Annotated in this window: 19 protein-coding genes; 8 read left to right on the top strand and 11 right to left on the bottom strand. The window is 71.4% G+C overall.

Annotated elements, in window-relative coordinates; translation table 11 throughout:
- The first annotated feature begins 186 nt into the window (after positions 1–186).
- Complete coding sequence (locus tag IPH07_32520) at positions 187–873, top strand: hypothetical protein (protein MBK6922162.1); 687 nt, start codon at positions 187–189, stop codon at positions 871–873.
- A 3-nt stretch (positions 874–876) separates the two neighbouring features.
- Here the strand turns inward: IPH07_32520 and IPH07_32515 are convergent, their stop codons facing one another.
- Positions 877–1,680 carry a hypothetical protein gene (locus IPH07_32515; protein MBK6922161.1) on the bottom strand — a complete coding sequence of 268 codons (804 nt, stop codon included), beginning with the start codon at positions 1,678–1,680 and terminating at the stop codon, positions 877–879.
- A gap of 121 nt (positions 1,681–1,801) precedes the next feature.
- On the opposite strand from IPH07_32515, the gene IPH07_32510 reads away from it, so the two are divergent.
- A complete protein-coding gene (locus IPH07_32510) occupies positions 1,802–3,649 on the top strand; it encodes a M20/M25/M40 family metallo-hydrolase (protein ID MBK6922160.1) in 1,848 nt (615 codons plus the stop codon).
- Between the two features lie 170 nt (positions 3,650–3,819).
- Here the strand turns inward: IPH07_32510 and IPH07_32505 are convergent, their stop codons facing one another.
- A complete protein-coding gene (locus IPH07_32505; protein MBK6922159.1) occupies positions 3,820–4,254 on the bottom strand; it encodes a hypothetical protein in 435 nt (144 codons plus the stop codon).
- A gap of 117 nt (positions 4,255–4,371) precedes the next feature.
- Between IPH07_32505 and hisS the strand changes: the two genes are divergently transcribed.
- Positions 4,372–5,724, top strand: coding sequence for a histidine--tRNA ligase (hisS, locus tag IPH07_32500; GenBank protein ID MBK6922158.1), 1,353 nt, complete (start codon positions 4,372–4,374; stop codon positions 5,722–5,724).
- Here the strand turns inward: hisS and IPH07_32495 are convergent.
- On the bottom strand, positions 5,711–6,343 hold the full coding sequence (locus IPH07_32495) for a hypothetical protein (protein MBK6922157.1): 633 nt from the start codon (positions 6,341–6,343) through the stop codon (positions 5,711–5,713). The two genes, hisS and IPH07_32495, sit on opposite strands and share 14 nt — an antisense overlap.
- A 103-nt stretch (positions 6,344–6,446) precedes the next feature.
- On the bottom strand, positions 6,447–6,638 hold the full coding sequence (locus IPH07_32490) for a hypothetical protein (GenBank protein MBK6922156.1): 192 nt from the start codon (positions 6,636–6,638) through the stop codon (positions 6,447–6,449).
- Between the two features lie 382 nt (positions 6,639–7,020).
- Between IPH07_32490 and IPH07_32485 the strand changes: the two genes are divergently transcribed.
- The 5 genes from IPH07_32485 to IPH07_32465 all read left to right on the top strand — a co-directional run bounded on the left by IPH07_32485 (position 7,021) and on the right by IPH07_32465 (position 12,171).
- Positions 7,021–8,430 carry a sigma-54-dependent Fis family transcriptional regulator gene (locus IPH07_32485; GenBank protein ID MBK6922155.1) on the top strand — a complete coding sequence of 470 codons (1,410 nt, stop codon included), beginning with the start codon at positions 7,021–7,023 and terminating at the stop codon, positions 8,428–8,430.
- Positions 8,334–9,257: a hypothetical protein gene (locus IPH07_32480; protein ID MBK6922154.1), complete on the top strand. Its 924-nt coding sequence runs from the start codon at positions 8,334–8,336 to the stop codon at positions 9,255–9,257. Before IPH07_32485 ends, IPH07_32480 begins: the two co-directional genes overlap by 97 nt.
- Positions 9,258–9,402: 145 nt before the next feature.
- Positions 9,403–10,944, top strand: a complete 1,542-nt coding sequence (locus IPH07_32475) for a hypothetical protein (protein ID MBK6922153.1) — start codon at positions 9,403–9,405, stop codon at positions 10,942–10,944.
- Between the two features lie 66 nt (positions 10,945–11,010).
- A complete protein-coding gene (locus IPH07_32470; protein ID MBK6922152.1) occupies positions 11,011–11,382 on the top strand; it encodes a DUF962 domain-containing protein in 372 nt (123 codons plus the stop codon).
- Between the two features lie 87 nt (positions 11,383–11,469).
- On the top strand, positions 11,470–12,171 hold the full coding sequence (locus tag IPH07_32465; GenBank protein ID MBK6922151.1) for a helix-turn-helix transcriptional regulator: 702 nt from the start codon (positions 11,470–11,472) through the stop codon (positions 12,169–12,171).
- A 234-nt stretch (positions 12,172–12,405) separates the two neighbouring features.
- On the opposite strand, the gene IPH07_32460 is transcribed toward IPH07_32465, so the two are convergent.
- The 7 genes from IPH07_32460 to IPH07_32430 all read right to left on the bottom strand — a co-directional run bounded on the left by IPH07_32460 (position 12,406) and on the right by IPH07_32430 (position 17,269).
- Positions 12,406–12,657, bottom strand: coding sequence for an RNA-binding protein (locus IPH07_32460; protein MBK6922150.1), 252 nt, complete (start codon positions 12,655–12,657; stop codon positions 12,406–12,408).
- 151 nt (positions 12,658–12,808) lie between these two features.
- Complete coding sequence (locus IPH07_32455; GenBank protein MBK6922149.1) at positions 12,809–13,465, bottom strand: glycerol-3-phosphate acyltransferase; 657 nt, start codon at positions 13,463–13,465, stop codon at positions 12,809–12,811.
- Between the two features lie 33 nt (positions 13,466–13,498).
- The gene (locus IPH07_32450) at positions 13,499–14,200 is read right to left on the bottom strand and encodes a bifunctional phosphoribosyl-AMP cyclohydrolase/phosphoribosyl-ATP diphosphatase HisIE (GenBank protein MBK6922148.1); all 702 of its coding nucleotides are present in this window, start codon (positions 14,198–14,200) and stop codon (positions 13,499–13,501) included.
- 43 nt (positions 14,201–14,243) lie between these two features.
- Complete coding sequence (gene hisF, locus IPH07_32445; protein ID MBK6922147.1) at positions 14,244–15,047, bottom strand: imidazole glycerol phosphate synthase subunit HisF; 804 nt, start codon at positions 15,045–15,047, stop codon at positions 14,244–14,246.
- Entirely contained in the window at positions 15,041–15,757 is a 717-nt protein-coding gene (locus IPH07_32440; GenBank protein MBK6922146.1) for a 1-(5-phosphoribosyl)-5-[(5-phosphoribosylamino)methylideneamino] imidazole-4-carboxamide isomerase, read from the bottom strand. Before IPH07_32440 ends, hisF begins: the two co-directional genes overlap by 7 nt.
- Complete coding sequence (locus IPH07_32435; protein MBK6922145.1) at positions 15,754–16,668, bottom strand: hypothetical protein; 915 nt, start codon at positions 16,666–16,668, stop codon at positions 15,754–15,756. The genes IPH07_32440 and IPH07_32435 overlap by 4 nt, the downstream gene beginning before the upstream one ends.
- A gap of 160 nt (positions 16,669–16,828) precedes the next feature.
- Entirely contained in the window at positions 16,829–17,269 is a 441-nt protein-coding gene (locus IPH07_32430) for a hypothetical protein (GenBank protein ID MBK6922144.1), read from the bottom strand.
- Positions 17,270–17,331: the final 62 nt, after the last annotated feature.

Below are 17,331 nucleotides of genomic sequence, written 5' to 3'. Positions count from 1 at the left end.
ACCGCGACGACGCCTGCGCCCACCCCCGCGATCGCATCGGGGGCCTCGCCTGCGTCGACGCGGTCCCGCGATCCGAGTGAACCTGCCACCCACGCACCGACGCCGGAGGTCGTGGCGCCTGAGGTCGCCGCGCCCGCGGGCGCTGCTGCAGCGCCACCGTGCGAAGGACCGAGCTGCTCGCCCGCGATGGTCGAGTTCCTGATCGCGCCGGCGCTCGGCACATCGGCGCCGAAGCTCACGGTGATCATCCACAACCTCGACACCGCGCCGTTGCCGATGGTCGAGTTCGCCGACGTGGGCTGTTTCGCGCGGGCGTGGTTGGCGATCGACCTCGTCGATGCGCGCGGCAAGGCAGTCGCAGCCAAGCGCTGCACGACGCCGCGGGCGACCGGCCACGCGTCGCCGATCGGCGTCGGCTCGACGGTCAGCTTCGAGGTCGCGCTCGCCGAGCTGTTCCCCGCGTGCAAGCGCGGCGTCTTTCGCATCGACGTCGCGTGGGACCCGCAGGGCATTCGCGCCAGCCACGGCCCCTCCGCGGGCTTCGACTCGGCACCGTCGCCGGTCAACCTGCTGGAGTTCACCGTGGCCGAGCCGGTCGAGACCTTCACGATCCAACGCGGCGGCACCGCGAAGCTGTCCGGCGGCGCGCAGCTGCACTTCGCCGGCCACAGCCACAAGATGACCGAGCAGGGTGACGAGTCGCCGCTGCTCGTCAACGGCACCTTCGCGCTCGCCGACAAGGCACCGGCGTCGTTCTACGCGTCGCTGTACCCGAATCGCGTCGCGACCTTCGAGCTCGCGCCAGGTCACGTGTTCGAACTGCTCGACTGGGACTACGACGTCTCGATGAAGCTGCGCTACCTACGATATTGACGTTCAGCTCGGCAGGCACCACCCGAAGTAGTCGCCCTCGATGACGCAGGTCATCGCCGGATCGACGCAGGTCGCGTCATAGGGATCGCCGACGCACGCGGCCCGACACAGCCCGCTGTTCTCGTCGCTCGGATCGACGAGCAGGCACATGGCGCCCGCCTCACAGTTGTCGATCCCCGAGTACGGCGAGCCTTCGAAGCTGCACGGCTCGCCGATCGCGGGGCTCACATCGGTGAGCGGCGAGCAGCGCGTGGCGTCGAAGGTGTCGTCGCCGTCCGACGACCACGACGCACACTTCTCGCCGATGGGGCACGGCTCGGCTGCGTAGAGGTTGCACGCGAAGCCGCCCCCGCTGCAGACGAAGCCCTCGGAGAGCGCGCCACAGACCTCCACGCCGGCGCCAAGGCAGCCAGGACCCGCGCACAGGTGCCAGCCGCACTGGCTGTCGCACTCGAGTGCCGCGTCGGCACAGGGGTCGGGCAGCGGGATGCAGTCCGTGTTCGGGGTGTGCGGGACCGTGCAAGCGTCGGTCGTGTGCTCGATGCAGACCTCGCCGGGTTCGCAGCCGCACGGCTCGGCCGCGCTGGTCGTCGAATCGGCCGCGCCCGAGGTGTCGCCGCCCGTGCTGGTGGTGGCGTCGGCGGTCGTGCTCGAGTGTGACGCGCCGCTCGCCGACGCACCGTCGGAGTCCGTCGCCGAACCCGCCGAGGTCGATGGCGACGAGCTGCCATCGTCGCCGGTGGCGACACCACCGACGTCGTCACCGCACGCGACGACCACCCACACGAGACCAGCGAACCGACGCATGCGACGACGCTACCACGCCGGGCGGTCGGGGTCGCACCACGACGGGCCGACGCGCCGAGCCCTGGAGGCGCGCGCCGATTGCGGCGCTGTGCGCATCGAGCGTGTATGCTCGGCGCCGATCATGTCGAGACGCTTCGCTCGCATCGCCGCAATCCTCTGGCCTGCTCTTGCGGCGCTGGCCTGCGGGCCCCGGCCCGTCACGACCGTGCCGACGACGCCCGCGGCGACGCCCGCCGAGATCGCGTCGACCCCGACGACGCCGAAGGTCGCGAAGGTCTCCGACGATCCGATCGTCCAGCGCATCGTCGAGCTCGGTACCAACGACAGCCGCGTCGACGAGTACCTGCAGCATCTGACCAAGGTCGTCGGTCCGCGCCTCACGGGCTCGCACGCGCTGATGGAGGCCGAGCGGTGGACGCGATCGAAGTTCGCCTCGTTCGGCCTCGACGCCCGCATCGAACGCTGGGGCGAGGTGCCGGTCGGCTTCGACCGCGGGCCGTGGTCGGGGGGCATGGTCGCGCCGGTCGCGGCGCCCTACGTGTTCACCACCCGCGCGTGGAGCCCGGGCGTGTTCGGGCCCGTGCGCGGGCCGGCGGTCGCGTACCCCGAGAGCGCCAAGCAGGTCACCGCCGAGCCGAAGCGCTTCGCGGGGGCGTGGGTGGTGGTGCCCGAGCGCAAGCCCGAGGCGCGCCCGAACGAGGCCGTCACCAAGGCCATCGACGCTGCGCTGCACGGCGCGGGCGTGGCGGGCTTCGTCGAGCGCGCGCGTGATCCCGCGAAGCTGTTGGTGCACACCAGCGGCAGCTACGAGGTCGACTGGGCGGCGCTGCCGGCCGACCCACGCGTGATCCTGCGTGGTGATCAACACGACGACCTCACCGCGCGCATGGCCAAGGGCGAGGGCGTCGAGCTCGAGTTCTCGATCGACAACCGCTTCTTCCGCGGCCCGGTGCCGCAGCACAACGTCGTCGCCGATCTGGTCGGTAGCGAGCTGCCCGACGAGCTCGTGATCGTCGGCGGACACCTCGATTCGTGGGACGGCGCCGAGGGGGCGGTCGACAACGGCACCGGCTGCTCGACCACGCTCGAGGCCGCGCGGCTGCTGGTCGCTGCCGGGGCCAAGCCCAAGCGGACCATTCGCTTCATGCTGTGGAGCGGCGAGGAGCAGGGGCTGCTGGGCTCGAAGGCCTACGTCGACGCGCACCCCGAGCTGGTCGAGCGCACGCAGATCGTGCTCGTGCACGACGGCGGCACCAACTTCCTCTCGGGGCTCGAGGTCACGCCGGAGATGGCCAAGGACATGCAGGAGGTCTTCGCGCCGGTGATGAAGCTGGACGACGCGATGCCGTTCGGGCTGTGGTACGCCGACAGCCTACGCAAGGGTGGCAGCGATCACTCGCCGTTCATCGACAAGGGCATCCCGGGCTTCTTCTGGCGGCAGTCGGGTCGCGCCGACTACGACCACTCGCACCACACCCAGTTCGACACCCTGGACTTCGCGATCCCCGAGTACCAGAAGCACTCGGCCATGGTCGTCGCGATCGCAGCGCTCGGCTTCGCCAACCTCGATCATCGCCTCGATCGCACCGACAGCGCCTCGTTGCCCCGCCGGGAGCTCGGGGTCGAGTTCGACGGCACCCGCGCCAAGAGCCTCACCAAGGGCGGTCGCGCGGCCACGGCCGGCATGCGCATCGGCGACGAGGTGCTCGAGGTCGACGGCAAGGCCGGCTCGCGCTGGGAGCTGTTCCGCGCGATCCATGGGCCCGGGCAGCGCAAGAAGGTCACCGTGCTGCGCAAGGGCAAGCGCGTCGAGCTGTCCTTCGACTTCACCGGCGATCCCGTCGATGCCGAGCGTGACGCAAGGCGGGATCGTCGCAAGCAGCGCTTCGGCGAGCTCGACTACGACAAGCCGTTCGCCGGTCGCGAATGGGTCGCGCCGCCGAAGGCCGGCGCTGCAGCGAAGCCTTGACCGCGCCTAGTACCTCGACACAGCGATAGTGACGGGCCATAACACCGCCCTGACCGCGCCTCGCTGCGTTGCCGCACCTTGAAATACGCCCGGTATTCCGGCGGCACGGCGCCTTGCGGAGTCGCGGCCATGACGGCGTTCTGACCCATCACTATCGCTGTGTCGAGGTACTAGCGGATCTTCAGATCACCGCTGTCGATGGTCCCGCCGGGCACGCTGACGCCGGTCGTGCCCACCTTCTCGACGTCGAAGCGGTCCTTCACGCCGTCCTCCAGCACGAAGCGACAGTCGACATCGGTCGTCAGGGGCGCGCCCGTGGCCGGCATGCTCGTGCAGGTGCCACGACCCTCGAAGCGGACCGAGCCGACGTCGAAGCGCACGTCGTGGAAGCTCGTGAACCTGCAGCTCGCGCCACCGGGCGTCGTGGGATAGATCAGCAGCACGAACTCACCGGTGGTCTTCGTGCCTTCGCGGACGAGGCTGCCGGCCAGGGTGTAGTCGCCGCGCCGCGCCCAGCCGCTGACGCTCTGACGGGTGGCCGCGCGCACCTGGACGGCCATCGCCGCGCTGCAGGTGAGCGCCGTGACGAGTAGAGCGGTGCGCATCGGGGCCTCCTCGGTCCGAGGGATCGAGTCGGGTGGGGACCGGTTGTGACGCCGACATTGCCGCGCGCAAGAGAAGGATTGGCTCACCCGCGCGCTTTCGCATACAACGTCGAGGCGATGGCCATCAGCACCAAGCCGCCCTCGGGCATGCGCGACTACCTTCCCGCCGACCTGGCGCGTCGCAACCATGTGGTCGGGATCGTGCGCGAGGTCTACCAACGCTACGGCTTCGTGCCGCTGGAGACCCCGGCGATCGAGAACCTCGAGATCCTGCTGGGCAAGTACGGCGAGGACGAGAAGCTGGTCTATCGCCTGCTGCACCGCGGCGAGGTGCTGCAGCGTGCGCTCGCCGAGCCCGCGTCGTTGTCGGCGGATGCGCTGTCGGATCAGGCGCTGCGCTACGACCTCACGGTGCCGCTGGCCCGCGTGGTCGCGCAGTACGGCGAGCTGCCGAAGTACTTCAAGCGCTACCAGATCCAGCCGGTGTGGCGCGCCGATCGTCCGGGCAAGGGCCGCTTCCGCGAGTTCTACCAGTGCGATGTCGACATCACCGGCACCGAGAGCCAGCTCGCCGAGGCCGAGGTCTGCGCGGCGGCGTGCGACGTGCTCGATCGGCTCGGCTTCGACGACTACACCCTGTGTGTGAACCACCGCGCGCTGCTGCGCGGCGTGATCCGGGCCGCCGGCATCGACCCTGCCCAGGAGGGCACTGCGCTGCAGGCGGTCGACAAGCTGGCGAAGATCGGCCGCGACGCGGTGATCGCCGAGCTGGTCGAGCGCGGCATCGCGGCGCAGGCCGGTGCGCGCCTGATCGAGCTCATCGATCGACCGGCCGACGAGGCCGACGCGGCACGCTTCGACGCCACCGCGATCGCCCTGGCCGACGACGAGGCCCGCGCGGCGCTCTCGGGCCTGCGCGAGCTGTTCGCGCTGCTGGCCGTGACCTCGGCGGGCCGTCGCGCGCGCTTCGATCCTTCACTCGCGCGCGGACTCGGCTACTACACCGGGCCAATCTTCGAGATCCAGGTGGCCGATCTCGCGGGCAGCTTGGCGGGCGGTGGCCGCTACGACGAGCTGGTCGGCATCTTCGGCAAGCGACGCGTGCCGGCGGTCGGGCTCTCGCTCGGTCTCGAGCGCATCTTGGTGGTCATGGGCGAGCGCGGCATGTATCCGCCGCTCGCGATCGGCCCCGAGCTCATGCTGTGCTGGCTCGACGTCGAACCGGCCGAAGTGCTCGCGGTGGCGGCGAAGCTGCGCGCCCAGGGCCTGCGCGTCGAGGTGTTCCCCGAGGCGGCGAAGCTGGGGCGGCAGCTGCAGTACGCCGACGCGCCCGGCGTCGGCGCGCGGTGGTGCGGCATCCTCGGCAAGGACGAGCTCGCGCGCGGCGAGCTCACCCTCAAGCACCTCGCCAGCGGCGATCAGACCGCGGTCGCGGTCGATCGCGTGGCGGCGCACCTCACTTCTTCTTGATGCTCTTGCACACGTTCACGAGTGCGTCGCCCATGGCGGCGTCGGTGAACGTGCCACCGTTGCACGACCACGGCTTGCCGCCGATGTCGAGCTTGATGTCGAAGTTCCACTGCTTGCCCAGGGGCGGGTTGCGCTCCCAGCGGGCCTCGGTCTCGCTGACGACGTTGATGTTCGAGTTGTCCTTGTCGCTCGCGAGCGACTTGATCGCGTCGGCGTAGCCGGGGGCCTCGCCCATCGACACGAAGTCCACGTCGGAGATGATGAGCTGGCGGCTGGGGTCGTCGAACTCGACCTTGGTGCCCTTGGGCGCCATCGCGACGTAGCCCTTGAACGCGTCGCCCCACGGCGAGAGGTCGATCTCCTCGAGCTCGGCGACGGCCGGCTTGGCGTCGGCGGCGGGCTCGGCCTTGGCATCCGCGGCGGGCTCGGCCTTGGCGTCGGCGGCGGGCTCGGCCTTGGCGGGTTCGCCCTTGGCGTCGGCCTTCTTGTCGTCGGCCTTCTTGTCGTCGGCCTTCTTGGTCTCGGCCTTCTTGTCCGACTTCGCCTCTTCCGTCTTGCTGTCGCAAGCGAGACCGAGGCCGAGGCCGAGCACCATCATCATCGGGAGAATTCGGGTCATGCGCCGACCTCAGACGGGCGGCGAATTCGCCGGTTGCAGCGGCGCCCAGGCCCGCGAGGGCGGCACGGCCGTGCCCGCACTCACGGGCGTGTAGCCGGTGTGGTCACGTCAACGCGCGCCGCAGCGCGGCCTCGTCCTTGCCGATCACGACGGTGCGGCCGTGCACGAGGATGGGGCGGCGCAGCAGGTTGGGTTCGCGCAGCACGGCCGCGACGAACGCGGCCTTGCCCGGCGGCGCGTCCTTCCAGCCGTTGGTCTTGGCCTCGGCGTGCCGGGTGTTGAGCACTGCGGCCACGCCACCGGCGGCGTCGACGATCGCCTCGACCTCGCGCGCCTGCAGCGGCGTCTTGGCGTAGTCGCGCTCGACGACCTGATCCGAGAGCTTGCGTACGAGACCTCGTACGTCACGGCAGGTGGTTCACGTGGGCTTGAGATACAGCGTCGGCGTCGTCATCGGCTGGCGCCAGTCTACCCCTGTCCGGACCCAAGATGGCCCCGACATGGAAGAGCGAGGTGCGCACGCGATCCGCCGCACTGGCCGAGGGCCGCGGGCCCGGGGCATGATGTCGTCGATGGTCGACGAGTCCGCGAGTGCCGATCCGAGCGCCGATGCCGAGGGCGAGCGCGGTGGCGAGACGGCGCTCGACGACGACCCCGGCGCGACGGGGGCCACCGCGCTGAAGGGCCGCATCCTCGTGGCCGACGACGAGCGCAACATTCGTCGCACGCTGCGGATGGTGCTCGAGGGCGAGGGTGCCGAGGTGCTCGAGGCCGCCAGCGGTGACGAGACCCTCGCGATGCTCGCGTCGGCCGATCCGGCCGTCGAGGTGCTGGTGATGGACGTGCGCATGCCGGGCATGGACGGCCTGCAGGTGCTCGAGCGGCTCTCACACGCCGGCCACGGCCGCCCGGCGATCCCGGTCATCCTCATCAGTGGTCACGCCGGCGTCGAGGATGCCGTCAAGGCGACCCGGCTGGGCGCGTTCGACTTCTTCGAGAAACCGCTCGATCGCGACCGCGTCATCGTCAGCGTCCGCAACGCGCTGCGCCAGCACGCCGCCGATCGCCAGCTACAGGCGCTGCGCTCGCGGATCCGCGGCGAGCTGATCGGCGAGAGCCCCGCGATGGCCGCGCTGCTCGCCCAGCTCGACAAGGTCGGTCGGACCCGCGCGCGGGTGCTCATCACCGGCGAGAGCGGCAGCGGCAAGGAGCTGGCAGCGCGGGCGATCCACGACGCCAGCGATCGGCGCGAGGCCGCGTTCGTGAAGGTCAACTGCGCCGCGATCGCGCCCGAGCTGATCGAGAGCGAGCTGTTCGGCCACGAGCGCGGCGCCTTCACGGGTGCGATGGCGCAGAAGCTGGGGCTGTTCGAGGTCGCCGACGGCGGCACGATCTTCCTCGACGAGATCGGTGACATGTCCGCGGGCGCGCAGGCCAAGGTCCTGCGGGTGCTGCAGAGCGGCGAGCTGATGCGTGTCGGCGGCAGCAAGCTGATCCACGTCGACGTGCGGGTGCTGGCGGCGACCCATCGCAACCTCGCCGAGCTGGTCGCCGCCGGCGAGTTCCGCGAGGACCTGTTCTTCCGCCTCAACGTGGTACCGATCGTGGTGCCGCCGCTGCGGGAGCGCGCAGCCGACCTCGCGCTGCTGTGCCGGCACTTCATCGACGAGGCCTGCCGCGAGAACGGCCTCACCAACAAGCGGCTCTCGGCCGAAGCGCTGGCGGCGCTCGCGGGCTACGGCTGGCCAGGAAATGTCCGAGAACTTCGCAACGTGATCGAGCGGATGGTAATCCTCTCGGACGGCGACCTCGATCTCGACGACGTGCCAGCCGAGCTCCGCGGAGCTGGTGCCCAGGGCGACGACCCCAGCTCCCTGCTGGGGCCGCTGGTCGATCTGAACGGCGACGCGCTGCCCCCCGGGCTGTCGCTGCGAGACTTCCGCGAGGCCGTCGAGCGGGCGTTCATCGCCCAACGACTGCGCGATTTGGCATGGAACGTCTCGAAGACCGCGGAGTCGCTCGGCATCGAGCGCACCCACCTGCACAAGAAGATGAAGCTGCTCGGCCTGCAGCGCGGCGGCACCTGATCGCCGCGTGCCTGCTGCTGGGCGCCTGCGATCCGACCGGCTACTTCGCCGACGCACCCGCGCCCGAGGCCGCGGCCACCGAGGCGCTCGCGGCCCGCACGGCATTGCCCGGGCCTGCGGCGATCCCCGACGACCTCGCGGGTGTACTCGCCGAACTCGCGCCGATGCCCGAGCACGCCGTCGTGATCGTGTACGACGTCACCGGCCCCGCGGGGATGTCGGGCTCGCTCGAGCTGCTCGCCGCCGAGGGCGGGCTGCGCCGCGAGAACTGGACCATCACGCTGCCGTTGGCCGATGGGCCCCGCGAGATCCGAGGATCGGCAGTGCATGCCCCCGACGCGGTGTGGCGCGCCGAGGGTGAGGATGTCGGTGTCGTGACACCCGCGCGACTGGGCAGCATCGCCGACGCGATCGTGGCGTTGCCGGCCGGCGAGCGCGAGCGTGTGATCGCGGCGGTGCGGAGCTGGCGGGCCGAACTCGCAGCCGCCAGCGCGCAGGACCCTGGCGCGCGCGAGACCATCGCGGGCATCGACTGCGTGCGCGTCCGCGCCGGCGGAGGTGAGGTCTGCACGTGGGAAGTCGCCGGCCTGCCGCTGCGCTACGACGGACCCGCCTTCAGCGTGGTCGCGACGCACGTCGAGCTCGGCGCGTCGCTGGGCGAGCACGCCTTCGACATCCCACCGACGGCAGCGCACGTGCCCATGGCCGCAGCGCGTCGCGAGTGGGGCACGGCCTTGGCTGCGATCGCGTCGGGCGATCGCGCCGAGATCATGCGCCTGCTCTACGTCGACGCGCTGCCGTCGATCGGTGACGATCGACAGGGCTGAGGCCGCGAGCCATCGGTGCGAACCCGGAGCCGCGCTCACGTGCGCGTCACGGCACCGCGTGGGCACGGATCGGGACGGTCGCCGCCATGGCCCAGGTGGACCGAGGGCGCGCGCTGGGCTGCGCCGTCGGCAAAGGAGGTGTCCGATGTCGACGAGCATCGTGTTGTTCGAGCTCAACGAAGTGCCGTGGCGCGTGGTGATGGATCACGTGCACCGTCGCCCACACGGTGCGATGGCGCGGCTGCTGACACGGGCGGACTCGTTCGTGACCCACGCCGAGGATCGCCGACTGAGCCCCTGGGTCACGTGGTCGACGCTGCATCGCGGCGTCGACGAGTGCGAACACGGCATCACCAACCTCAATGCCGACCTGAGTGAGGTCGATCGCGCACGGCCACCACTGTGGCGGTTGATCCGCGCCGCCGGGCTGCCCACTGGCGTGTTCGGCTCGATGCACACCCATCCGCTGCCCGACGACCCGCGCGCCGTGGCGTTCCACGTGCCAGATCCGTTCGCCGACGACAGTGCCACCGCACCCGCGTGGGTCGAGCCGTTCCAGCGCTTCAACCTGTCGATGTCGCGTCGCAGTGCCCGCAACGTCGCGCGCTCGCTGCCGTGGCGCGACGCGCTGTCGCTGGCGGGCGCGCTACCGAAGCTGGGCATCCGAGCGGCCACGCTCGCGTCGGTCGCTGCGCAGCTCGCCGCCGAGCGCCGCACGCCCGCCCGCGCGGTGCGACGACGCGGGTTCCAGGCCATCCTCGGATTCGACGTGTTCATGCGCCTGCTCGATCGCACGGCGCCGCGCTTCGCGACGTTCTTCACCAACCACGTCGCGGCGACGATGCATCGCTTCTGGGCGGCGGCCTACCCCGACGACTACGATCGCAACGACTATCCCGCGCCGTGGCGCGCGAGCTACGGCGGCGAGATCACGTGGGCGATGGACGCGGTCGACGGCATGCTCGAGCGCTTGCTGGCGTACACCCACGCGCGTCCCGGGCGGCAGCTGTGGCTCACCAGCAGCATGGGCCAGGCGGCGACCCGTGCCGACAATCGCGTGAGCACGCAGCTCTACCTCGAACACGTCGATCGTCTGATGGCGGCGCTGGGCTACCGCCGCGAGCAGTGGCAGCAGCAGCCCGCGATGGCGCCGCGTGTGGTGGTCGCGATCGACGATCGCGGTGCCGCCGAGTTCCCACAGCGCGCCGGGGCCATCACCGTCGCCGGCGAGCCGCTGGTGATCGAGCCGCTGGGTGGCGGGCGCTTCTGCCTGGCCGTGCCGGTGGTGCAGGGGCAGCACCCCGACCATGCCACCATCGATGGTCGCGCTCACTCGCTCGCGCAGCTCGGCTTCGCCGACGTCGCGATCGAGGACGAATCGGGCCAGACCGCGTACCACGTGCCCGAGGGCGTGCTCGCGGTTCACCACGCCGCCGCCGCGCATCGGCGCGTGGGGGCGCTGGCGCAGCCTCAGCGCGGGCTCTCGACGCGCGCGGTGGCGCCGATGGTGCTCGATGGCCTCGGCGTTCCCGTGCCCGACTACATGCGGCCGCCGACGCGTCGGGCACCGCTGCACAGCGGCCTCGAGCGGGTACCGCCGCGCTCGCGACCGCCGTCGATCGCCATCCGCCCCCAGGTCGAGGCGCCTGCGCCGGCGCTCGACGCGGTGCTGCTGCGTCGGCACTGATGCGGCCCCGTGGCCGTGGGTGGCGTCGATCCCAAGCCGCCGCGGGGTTGCTATGCTCCGCGGCGGATCATGTCGCGCCGCATCGAGAGCTTCGAAGAGTTCTGGCCCTTCTACATCGGTGAGCACCGCGTGCCGATCTGCCGCGGGCTGCACTACTTCGGCACCTCGATGGCCACGAGCCTCGCGCTGTACGCCACGTATGCGGGTGCGTGGTGGCTGATCGCGGTCGCGCTGGTGCTCGGCTACGGCCCGGCGTGGGTGGGCCACTTCTTCATCGAGAACAACAAGCCTGCGAGCTTCAAGTACCCACTGTGGTCGCTGCGGGCCGACTACCGCATGCTGTCGTTCGCGCTGCGGGGCAAGATGGCGGCCGAGGTCACACGGCTGTACGGCAGCCCGGCGCCGCGTCGCGACGCACCGCTGCTCGTGCCGCGCTGACGTGGGAGCCAAGCCCGCGCTGCAACGGCAACGCGGGCGGGGCCGACCCTCGCCGCGGTTGCCGAGCCGGCGGCCGCGGAGGTTCGCATGTCAGCGCCGTTGGTCGCGCGTCCCTTGGCGGACGTGCGGGTGTTGTTGGTCAGCTTGGAGGTCAGCGAAGGACTCGCGCTCGCGGCGGTGTTGGCCGCGGCCGGGGCCAACGTGGTGGTCACGCGGTCGGTGCAGTCCGCACGGGATGCGGTGGCTTCGCATCCCGGCGCGTTCTCGGCCGCGCTGCTCGACTTCGCGGTGCCGTCACCCGAGCGCGTCGACCTGGCGGCGTCGCTCCGGCAGCGTCGGCGACCGTGTCTGCACGCGCTGTTCGGCGACGTGCGTCGCGCCCGTTCGTTGAGGGACGCGCTGCGGTGCGGTGCGATCGAGCTGATCGATCGCGAGGGCAATGCGGCGTCGATGGTGCGCGCCGTGGCGCGCGTCGTCGAGGCCAGTGAGAACCTGCGGACGCGCTGCGAGCAGCTCGGCGAGCTACGCGACGAGGTCACCGAGCGTGAGGCACGGACCGAGCTGCCGCGTGCCGAGCCCGATCCCATCGCGCAGGCCGCCCGCGAGGGCCGACTGTCGGCCCGCGAGCTCGCGGTGCTTCGCTACATGATGGCGGGGTATCGCTACGTCGACATCGCGCAGGCGATGGGCATCGCGAAGACCACGGTCAAGATGCACACCCGCAACCTGCGGCGGAAGCTGGGCGCGAGCACCCGCTGGGATGTCCAGCGGCGGTTGCTGGCGGCCTGAAGGGGGCCCGCGCGATGCGACTGTCGGTGCTCGCGTTGTTGGTGGGCGTGCTGGCGCGGCCGAGCCCCGAGTCGAGCTGCGAGCTGCACTGCCGCGAGTGCGTGAACGACTGCGCGCTCGATTGCAGCGAGCGCTGCGCCGGCGAATGCGAGCAGACCTGCGTGCGCAGCTGCACACTGCGATGCAGTGGCTGCATCGAGTTCTGCGAGCGCGAGCTGTCACCGCAGCGGGGTGTCAGGGCGCCGGCGCCACGCGCAGGCGGAGGCCGGCGATGGACTGGCCGTCGAGGGCACGGCGGGCCAGCTCGGCGGCCTGTGCGGTCAGGAACGTGACGTAGCCGAAGCCGCGGCAGGTGTTGGTCGAGGGCCGCATGACCACGCGTGCCGCTGCGAGTTGGCCGAAGCTCTCGAACAGGGCGCCGAGCGCCGCCGAGTCCATCGCGGGCGGCAGGCCACCGACGTAGAGCGTGTGCAGACGATCGCGCACGGCCAGTCGACCGGAAGCCTACCGCCGGGATTGCACCTACGCCAAGCCGGAATGCATCGGCACAACCACCTCGTCGTGGGGCGAAGCGCAGATCACAAGTCTCGCGCGCAGAGATCTCTGCGGGAGCTCCGCGGTCTGCGGCCGGGGCGTCTCAACCGTCGTCGTGGGAGCCGGCGCCGGAGCGCTTGCGCTCGCGGGCCTGGGCCAGCATCCCGCGGATGTTGCTGGTGTGCCGGATCCAGATGATGACCGCGGTCGCGAGCGCGAGCAGCTGATGGGGGCCCGGACGATCCGCAATCCACAGCGACAGCGTGATCGAGGTGACCGCGGTCAGCGAGCCGAACGCGCTCACACGCGAGAGCCACACCGACTGCCCGTACATCACCACCGCCGCCAGCGCGACCGGGGGGTCGAGCGCGAGGAACACGCCCAGCGCACAGGCCACACCCTTGCCACCCTTGAAGCCGAGGTAGATCGGAAAGATGTGGCCGATCACCGCGGCAAAGCCGACGCACGCCAGGCCCAGCTGCGCCCCAGGGCCACCGCCCAGGGCCGCGTCGCGGGCCGCGAGCCACACCGGCGTGGCGGCCTTGAAGGTGTCGAGCACGAGCACCAGCATGCCGAGCTTGGTGCCGAGCACGCGGCCGGCATTGGTGGCGCCGATGTTGCCGGAGCCGGCGGCGCGCAGGTCCACGCCGCGCAGGCGCGCGACCACCACGCCGGTGGGAATCGCCGCGACGAAGTACGCCACCGCGACCCAGAACGCTACGCTGTGCTGCAGCGAGGCCACCGCTTTCGGCCGCAGCATAACAGCGAACCTGGGCGGGTTGCCGCGGGTTCGTCAGCGGCCGGGGCGCGAGGACTTCTCGTCGATGCCGCTCACGCCCATGCGTGACGCCAGCACCGCCGCGACCGCGTCGGGCCCGAGGTCCCGCAGCGCCAGAGCGACCATCGCGTGGAACTCGAGGTCGGCGGCCTCGGCCACCACGCGGTCGTCGCTCTCACCCTCGAGCGCGCGGGCCAGCTCGTCGGCCTCCTCGCGGATCTTGGCGGCGATGCGGGTGGCTCCGCCGGCGAGCAGGTCACGCACGTAGCTCTTGCCCTGGGCCTGGGTCATGCCGAGGCCGGCCTTGCGCGCGAGCACGACCTCGAAGACGCGCTCGCGTGGACCCCCAGGTGCGGGGCCGTCGTCGCGCTCGAGCTGGGGGGGCCGCCATGCGCGGAAGAAGCAGCTGCTCGCGCCGGTGTGGCAAGTCGGGCCCAGGGGTCGCGCGCGCACCAGCACCGCGTCGCCGTCGCAGTCGACACGGAGGTCATGCAGCAGCAGCGCGTTGCCGCTGGTCTCGCCCTTCTCCCACAGCGTCTGCCGGCTGCGGCTGAAGAACGTCACGCGTCCGCGCGACAGCGTCAGCGCGAGCGCCTCACGGTTCATCGCGCCGACCATGAGCACCACGCCGGTGTCGACGTGCTGCACCACCGCGGTCACGAGTCCGTGGGCGTCGGGCTTGGTTTGCTGCCACAGCAGCGCGGCGTCGTCGTCCATCGCCGGCATCGTGCCGGAAGACCGCGCGCGCGTCTGCCCGCCGCTACACGCTGACGGGCGCCTCGGGCGGGCGCACCGGGATGTCGTGCTCGAGCAGGTACCGCTTCGCCTGCGCGATCGAGTACAGGCCGAAGTGGAAGATCGAGGCCGCGAGCGCCGCGTCGGCTTCGCCCCAGCCGGTCGCGAGGCCCTCGCGCAGGTGCTCGAGCGAGCCGACGCCACCCGACGCGATGACGGGGATCGGCACCGCGCGGGCGACCTCACGGGTGATCCACAGGTCGTAGCCGTCGCGGGTGCCGTCGCGGTCCATCGAGGTCAGCAGGATCTCGCCCGCGCCGAGGTCGGCGAGCTGGCGACACCACGAGACCACGTCGAGGCCGGTCGATCGACTGCCGCCGTGGATCACGACCTCGTAGAGCGGCTCGGTCTCGCCGGGGCGCCCGGGCAGGCGTCGCACGTCGACCGCACCGACGATGGCCTGGGAGCCGTAGCGCTCCGCCAGCCGTCGCACGAGGAACGGGTTCGCGACCGCGGCGCTGTTGATCGCGACCTTGTCCGCGCCGGCGCCGAGCAGGCGTCGCACGTCCTCGTCGCGGCGCACGCCACCGCCGACCGTGACCGGCACGAACAGCTGCGCCGAGACCCGACGCACCACCTCGACGAAGGTCTCGCGGCCCTCGGTGGTGGCGGTGATGTCGAGCAGACAGATCTCGTCGGCGCCCTGTAGGTCGTAGGCACGCGCGGCCTCGACGGGATCGCCGGCGTCACGCAGCCCCGCGAAGTGCACGCCCTTCACGACGCGGCCGTTCTTGATGTCGAGGCAAGGAATGATTCTGCGCTTCAGCATCGTGCCATCGCTTCTTCGATCGAAAAGGAATTCTCGTAGAGCGCTCGACCCACGACGACGCCGCGCAGGCCGGCGTCGCGGCAGGCGGTGAGGTCTGCGAGCGAGCCCACGCCGCCGCTGGCGTAGATCGGGATCTCGACCAGGGCTTGCAGCGCGGCGGTGGCCGCCACTGCGGGGCCGGTCTGCAGGCCGTCGCGGCCGATGTCGGTGTACAGCACGGCGGCCGCGCCCCAGCCCGCCGCATCGCGGACCAGCGCCGCCGCGGTGCGCTGCGACGCCTCGCGCCAGCCGTCGATCGCGACCATGCCGTCGTTGGCGTCGGCCGCGACGACGATGCGATCGCGATGGCGCTCGCACAGCGCCGCGCAGGTCTGCGGGTCGCGCAGCGCGAGCGTGCCGACGACGGCGAAGTCGGCCCCGGTCGCGAGCGCACGCTCGACCGCGTCGGCGTCGCGCAGCCCGCCGCCGAGCTCGATCTGCACGCCGCGGGCGTGGGCGCGCGCGACGATCTCCGCCAACGCCGGCCGCTGCAGCGGCTCGCCGAACGCACCGTCGAGATCGACGACGTGCACCAGCTGCACGCCGGCGTCGGCGAAGCGATCGACCATCTGCACCGGCGAGGCCTCGTAGCGGGTCGCGCGGGAACGGTCGCCCTGCGCGAGTCGGACCGCGTGGCCCTGCAGCAGGTCGATCGCCGGGATGACTCTCAACCCCAGCCTCCGAGCAGGAATGCGCGCAGGAACTTGAGGCCGGCGCGCTGGCTCTTCTCGGGGTGGAACTGGCAGCCGAGCAGGTTCTGGTAGCGCACCGCGGCGGGGAAGCGGACGCCACCGTAGGTCGTGACCCACATGATGTCCTCGGCACGCTCGGGCTCGACGTAGTAGCTGTGCACGAAGTAGTAGTGCTCGCCGGTGGGCTCGACCGCGTTCCAGCCCACGTGCGGCACCTTGATCTGACGGCGAAGCGGCATCGCCGGGTCGTTGCGCGGCGCGGCCTGGACCATCGGCTCGGGGGCCAGCACCGCGGCCGCCTGAGCCGACGCCGCCGGCACGGGGGCCGCGACCGGTGCGATCGGGGCGGCGGGCTCGAACAGCGCGTCGATCGACGGTGCCGGCATCGACACCACGTTGGCGTCGCCGTCCTCGCTGCGCGGCGGCTCGTCGCCGCTGTCCTGCGACGCCAGGTTGCCGCTGCGGCGCTCGCCGTCGTTCTCCAGCGCAGCGGCGATCGAGGCCGCGATGCCCTCGCGCTTGCCCTCCTCGCGCTTGGGCGCGACGGCTTCGATCGGCTGGCTCGGTGGGGCCGCGTTGGGCTCGGCCTCCTCGTCGAGCCCGCGGACGAACCGCCGACAGTACCCGGGCAGGATCCCGAGGCCGGGATGGCCGTCGTTCTCCTCGCTGCGGTCGAAGAGCATCTGCATGCCCAGGCAGATCCCGAGGAAGGGATCGCCCCGGTCGATCACCATGCGCAGGGCGTCGCCGAGGGCCCCGTCGATGATGGCGTTGGTCGCCGGACCGAACGCGCCCTGCCCCGGGAAGACCACCATCCGGGCCGTGGCCACTCGGTCAGGGTCCCCGGAAACACGAACGGCTGCGCCAACTTGGATGAGCGCGCGTTCCACGCTTGCGAGGTTACCGAGACCCGCGTCGACGATGGTCACTTCCCGCGCCATGACGTCCGGGTTGTATCACAGGCGTCGGAAAAACGCGCGGTTGGCATCCTCGGTGCGGGCCAGGTGAACCGGCAGGCCTCGGCCCCCGCGATGCGCGACGGCTCGGACGTCAGGGGACGATGGGTCGCGGCGCGGGGGCGTCGTCGGCCTGCTCGGCCTCGTCGGCGGCCTCGGCCGCGGCGTCGCGCTCGACCGCCTGCGGCTGGGCCTCGAGCTGGGCCATCATGTTGAGCGCTGCGATCGTGAGGATCACGATGATGCAGATCACCTGGAACGGCAGCGTCACGAGCCCGAGCAGACCGCCGCCGTCGCGGTCGAAGGTGGCGCGACGACGGACCTTGCGCGCGACCTTCTCGACGAAGTCGGGCGGGGCCTCGACCGCGCCCAGCTTACCGACCAGCTGCATCACCTTGCGCAGGTCCTCGAGCTCGGAGCGCGCCTGCGGCTCGTCCTCGAGGTAGCGCTCGAACGCCTCGGCCTCGCTCGCTTCGAGCTCCGCGTCGAGGTAGGCCGTCATGCGCTCGGCCTGGTTGTCGCTGCTGCTGGACATGGATCGTGGGTGCTTGGAGAAGGGTAGTGCGGGGGCCGGGGGTTGGCACCTGGCGTGGGTGG

It is taken from the genome of Deltaproteobacteria bacterium (assembly GCA_016709225.1).
Lineage (GTDB): Bacteria > Myxococcota_A > Polyangia > Nannocystales > Nannocystaceae > Xiheibacterium > Xiheibacterium phototrophicum.
Note: the sequence above shows the minus strand (reverse complement) of the source record. Positions and strands in the feature narration are given on the sequence as shown.

What these genes read in the sequence shown, in the direction of transcription:
- IPH07_32520 (MBK6922162.1), top strand. Translation starts at nt 187, where the DNA reads ATGGTCGAGTTCCTGATCGCGCCGGCGCTCGGCACATCGGCGCCGAAG.
- IPH07_32515 (MBK6922161.1), bottom strand. Translation starts at nt 1,680, where the DNA reads ATGCGTCGGTTCGCTGGTCTCGTGTGGGTGGTCGTCGCGTGCGGTGAC.
- IPH07_32510 (MBK6922160.1), top strand. Translation starts at nt 1,802, where the DNA reads ATGTCGAGACGCTTCGCTCGCATCGCCGCAATCCTCTGGCCTGCTCTT.
- IPH07_32505 (MBK6922159.1), bottom strand. Translation starts at nt 4,254, where the DNA reads ATGCGCACCGCTCTACTCGTCACGGCGCTCACCTGCAGCGCGGCGATG.
- hisS (MBK6922158.1), top strand. Translation starts at nt 4,372, where the DNA reads ATGGCCATCAGCACCAAGCCGCCCTCGGGCATGCGCGACTACCTTCCC.
- IPH07_32495 (MBK6922157.1), bottom strand. Translation starts at nt 6,343, where the DNA reads ATGACCCGAATTCTCCCGATGATGATGGTGCTCGGCCTCGGCCTCGGT.
- IPH07_32480 (MBK6922154.1), top strand. Translation starts at nt 8,334, where the DNA reads ATGGAACGTCTCGAAGACCGCGGAGTCGCTCGGCATCGAGCGCACCCA.
- IPH07_32475 (MBK6922153.1), top strand. Translation starts at nt 9,403, where the DNA reads ATGTCGACGAGCATCGTGTTGTTCGAGCTCAACGAAGTGCCGTGGCGC.
- IPH07_32465 (MBK6922151.1), top strand. Translation starts at nt 11,470, where the DNA reads ATGTCAGCGCCGTTGGTCGCGCGTCCCTTGGCGGACGTGCGGGTGTTG.
- IPH07_32455 (MBK6922149.1), bottom strand. Translation starts at nt 13,465, where the DNA reads ATGCTGCGGCCGAAAGCGGTGGCCTCGCTGCAGCACAGCGTAGCGTTC.
- IPH07_32450 (MBK6922148.1), bottom strand. Translation starts at nt 14,200, where the DNA reads ATGGACGACGACGCCGCGCTGCTGTGGCAGCAAACCAAGCCCGACGCC.
- hisF (MBK6922147.1), bottom strand. Translation starts at nt 15,047, where the DNA reads ATGCTGAAGCGCAGAATCATTCCTTGCCTCGACATCAAGAACGGCCGC.
- IPH07_32430 (MBK6922144.1), bottom strand. Translation starts at nt 17,269, where the DNA reads ATGTCCAGCAGCAGCGACAACCAGGCCGAGCGCATGACGGCCTACCTC.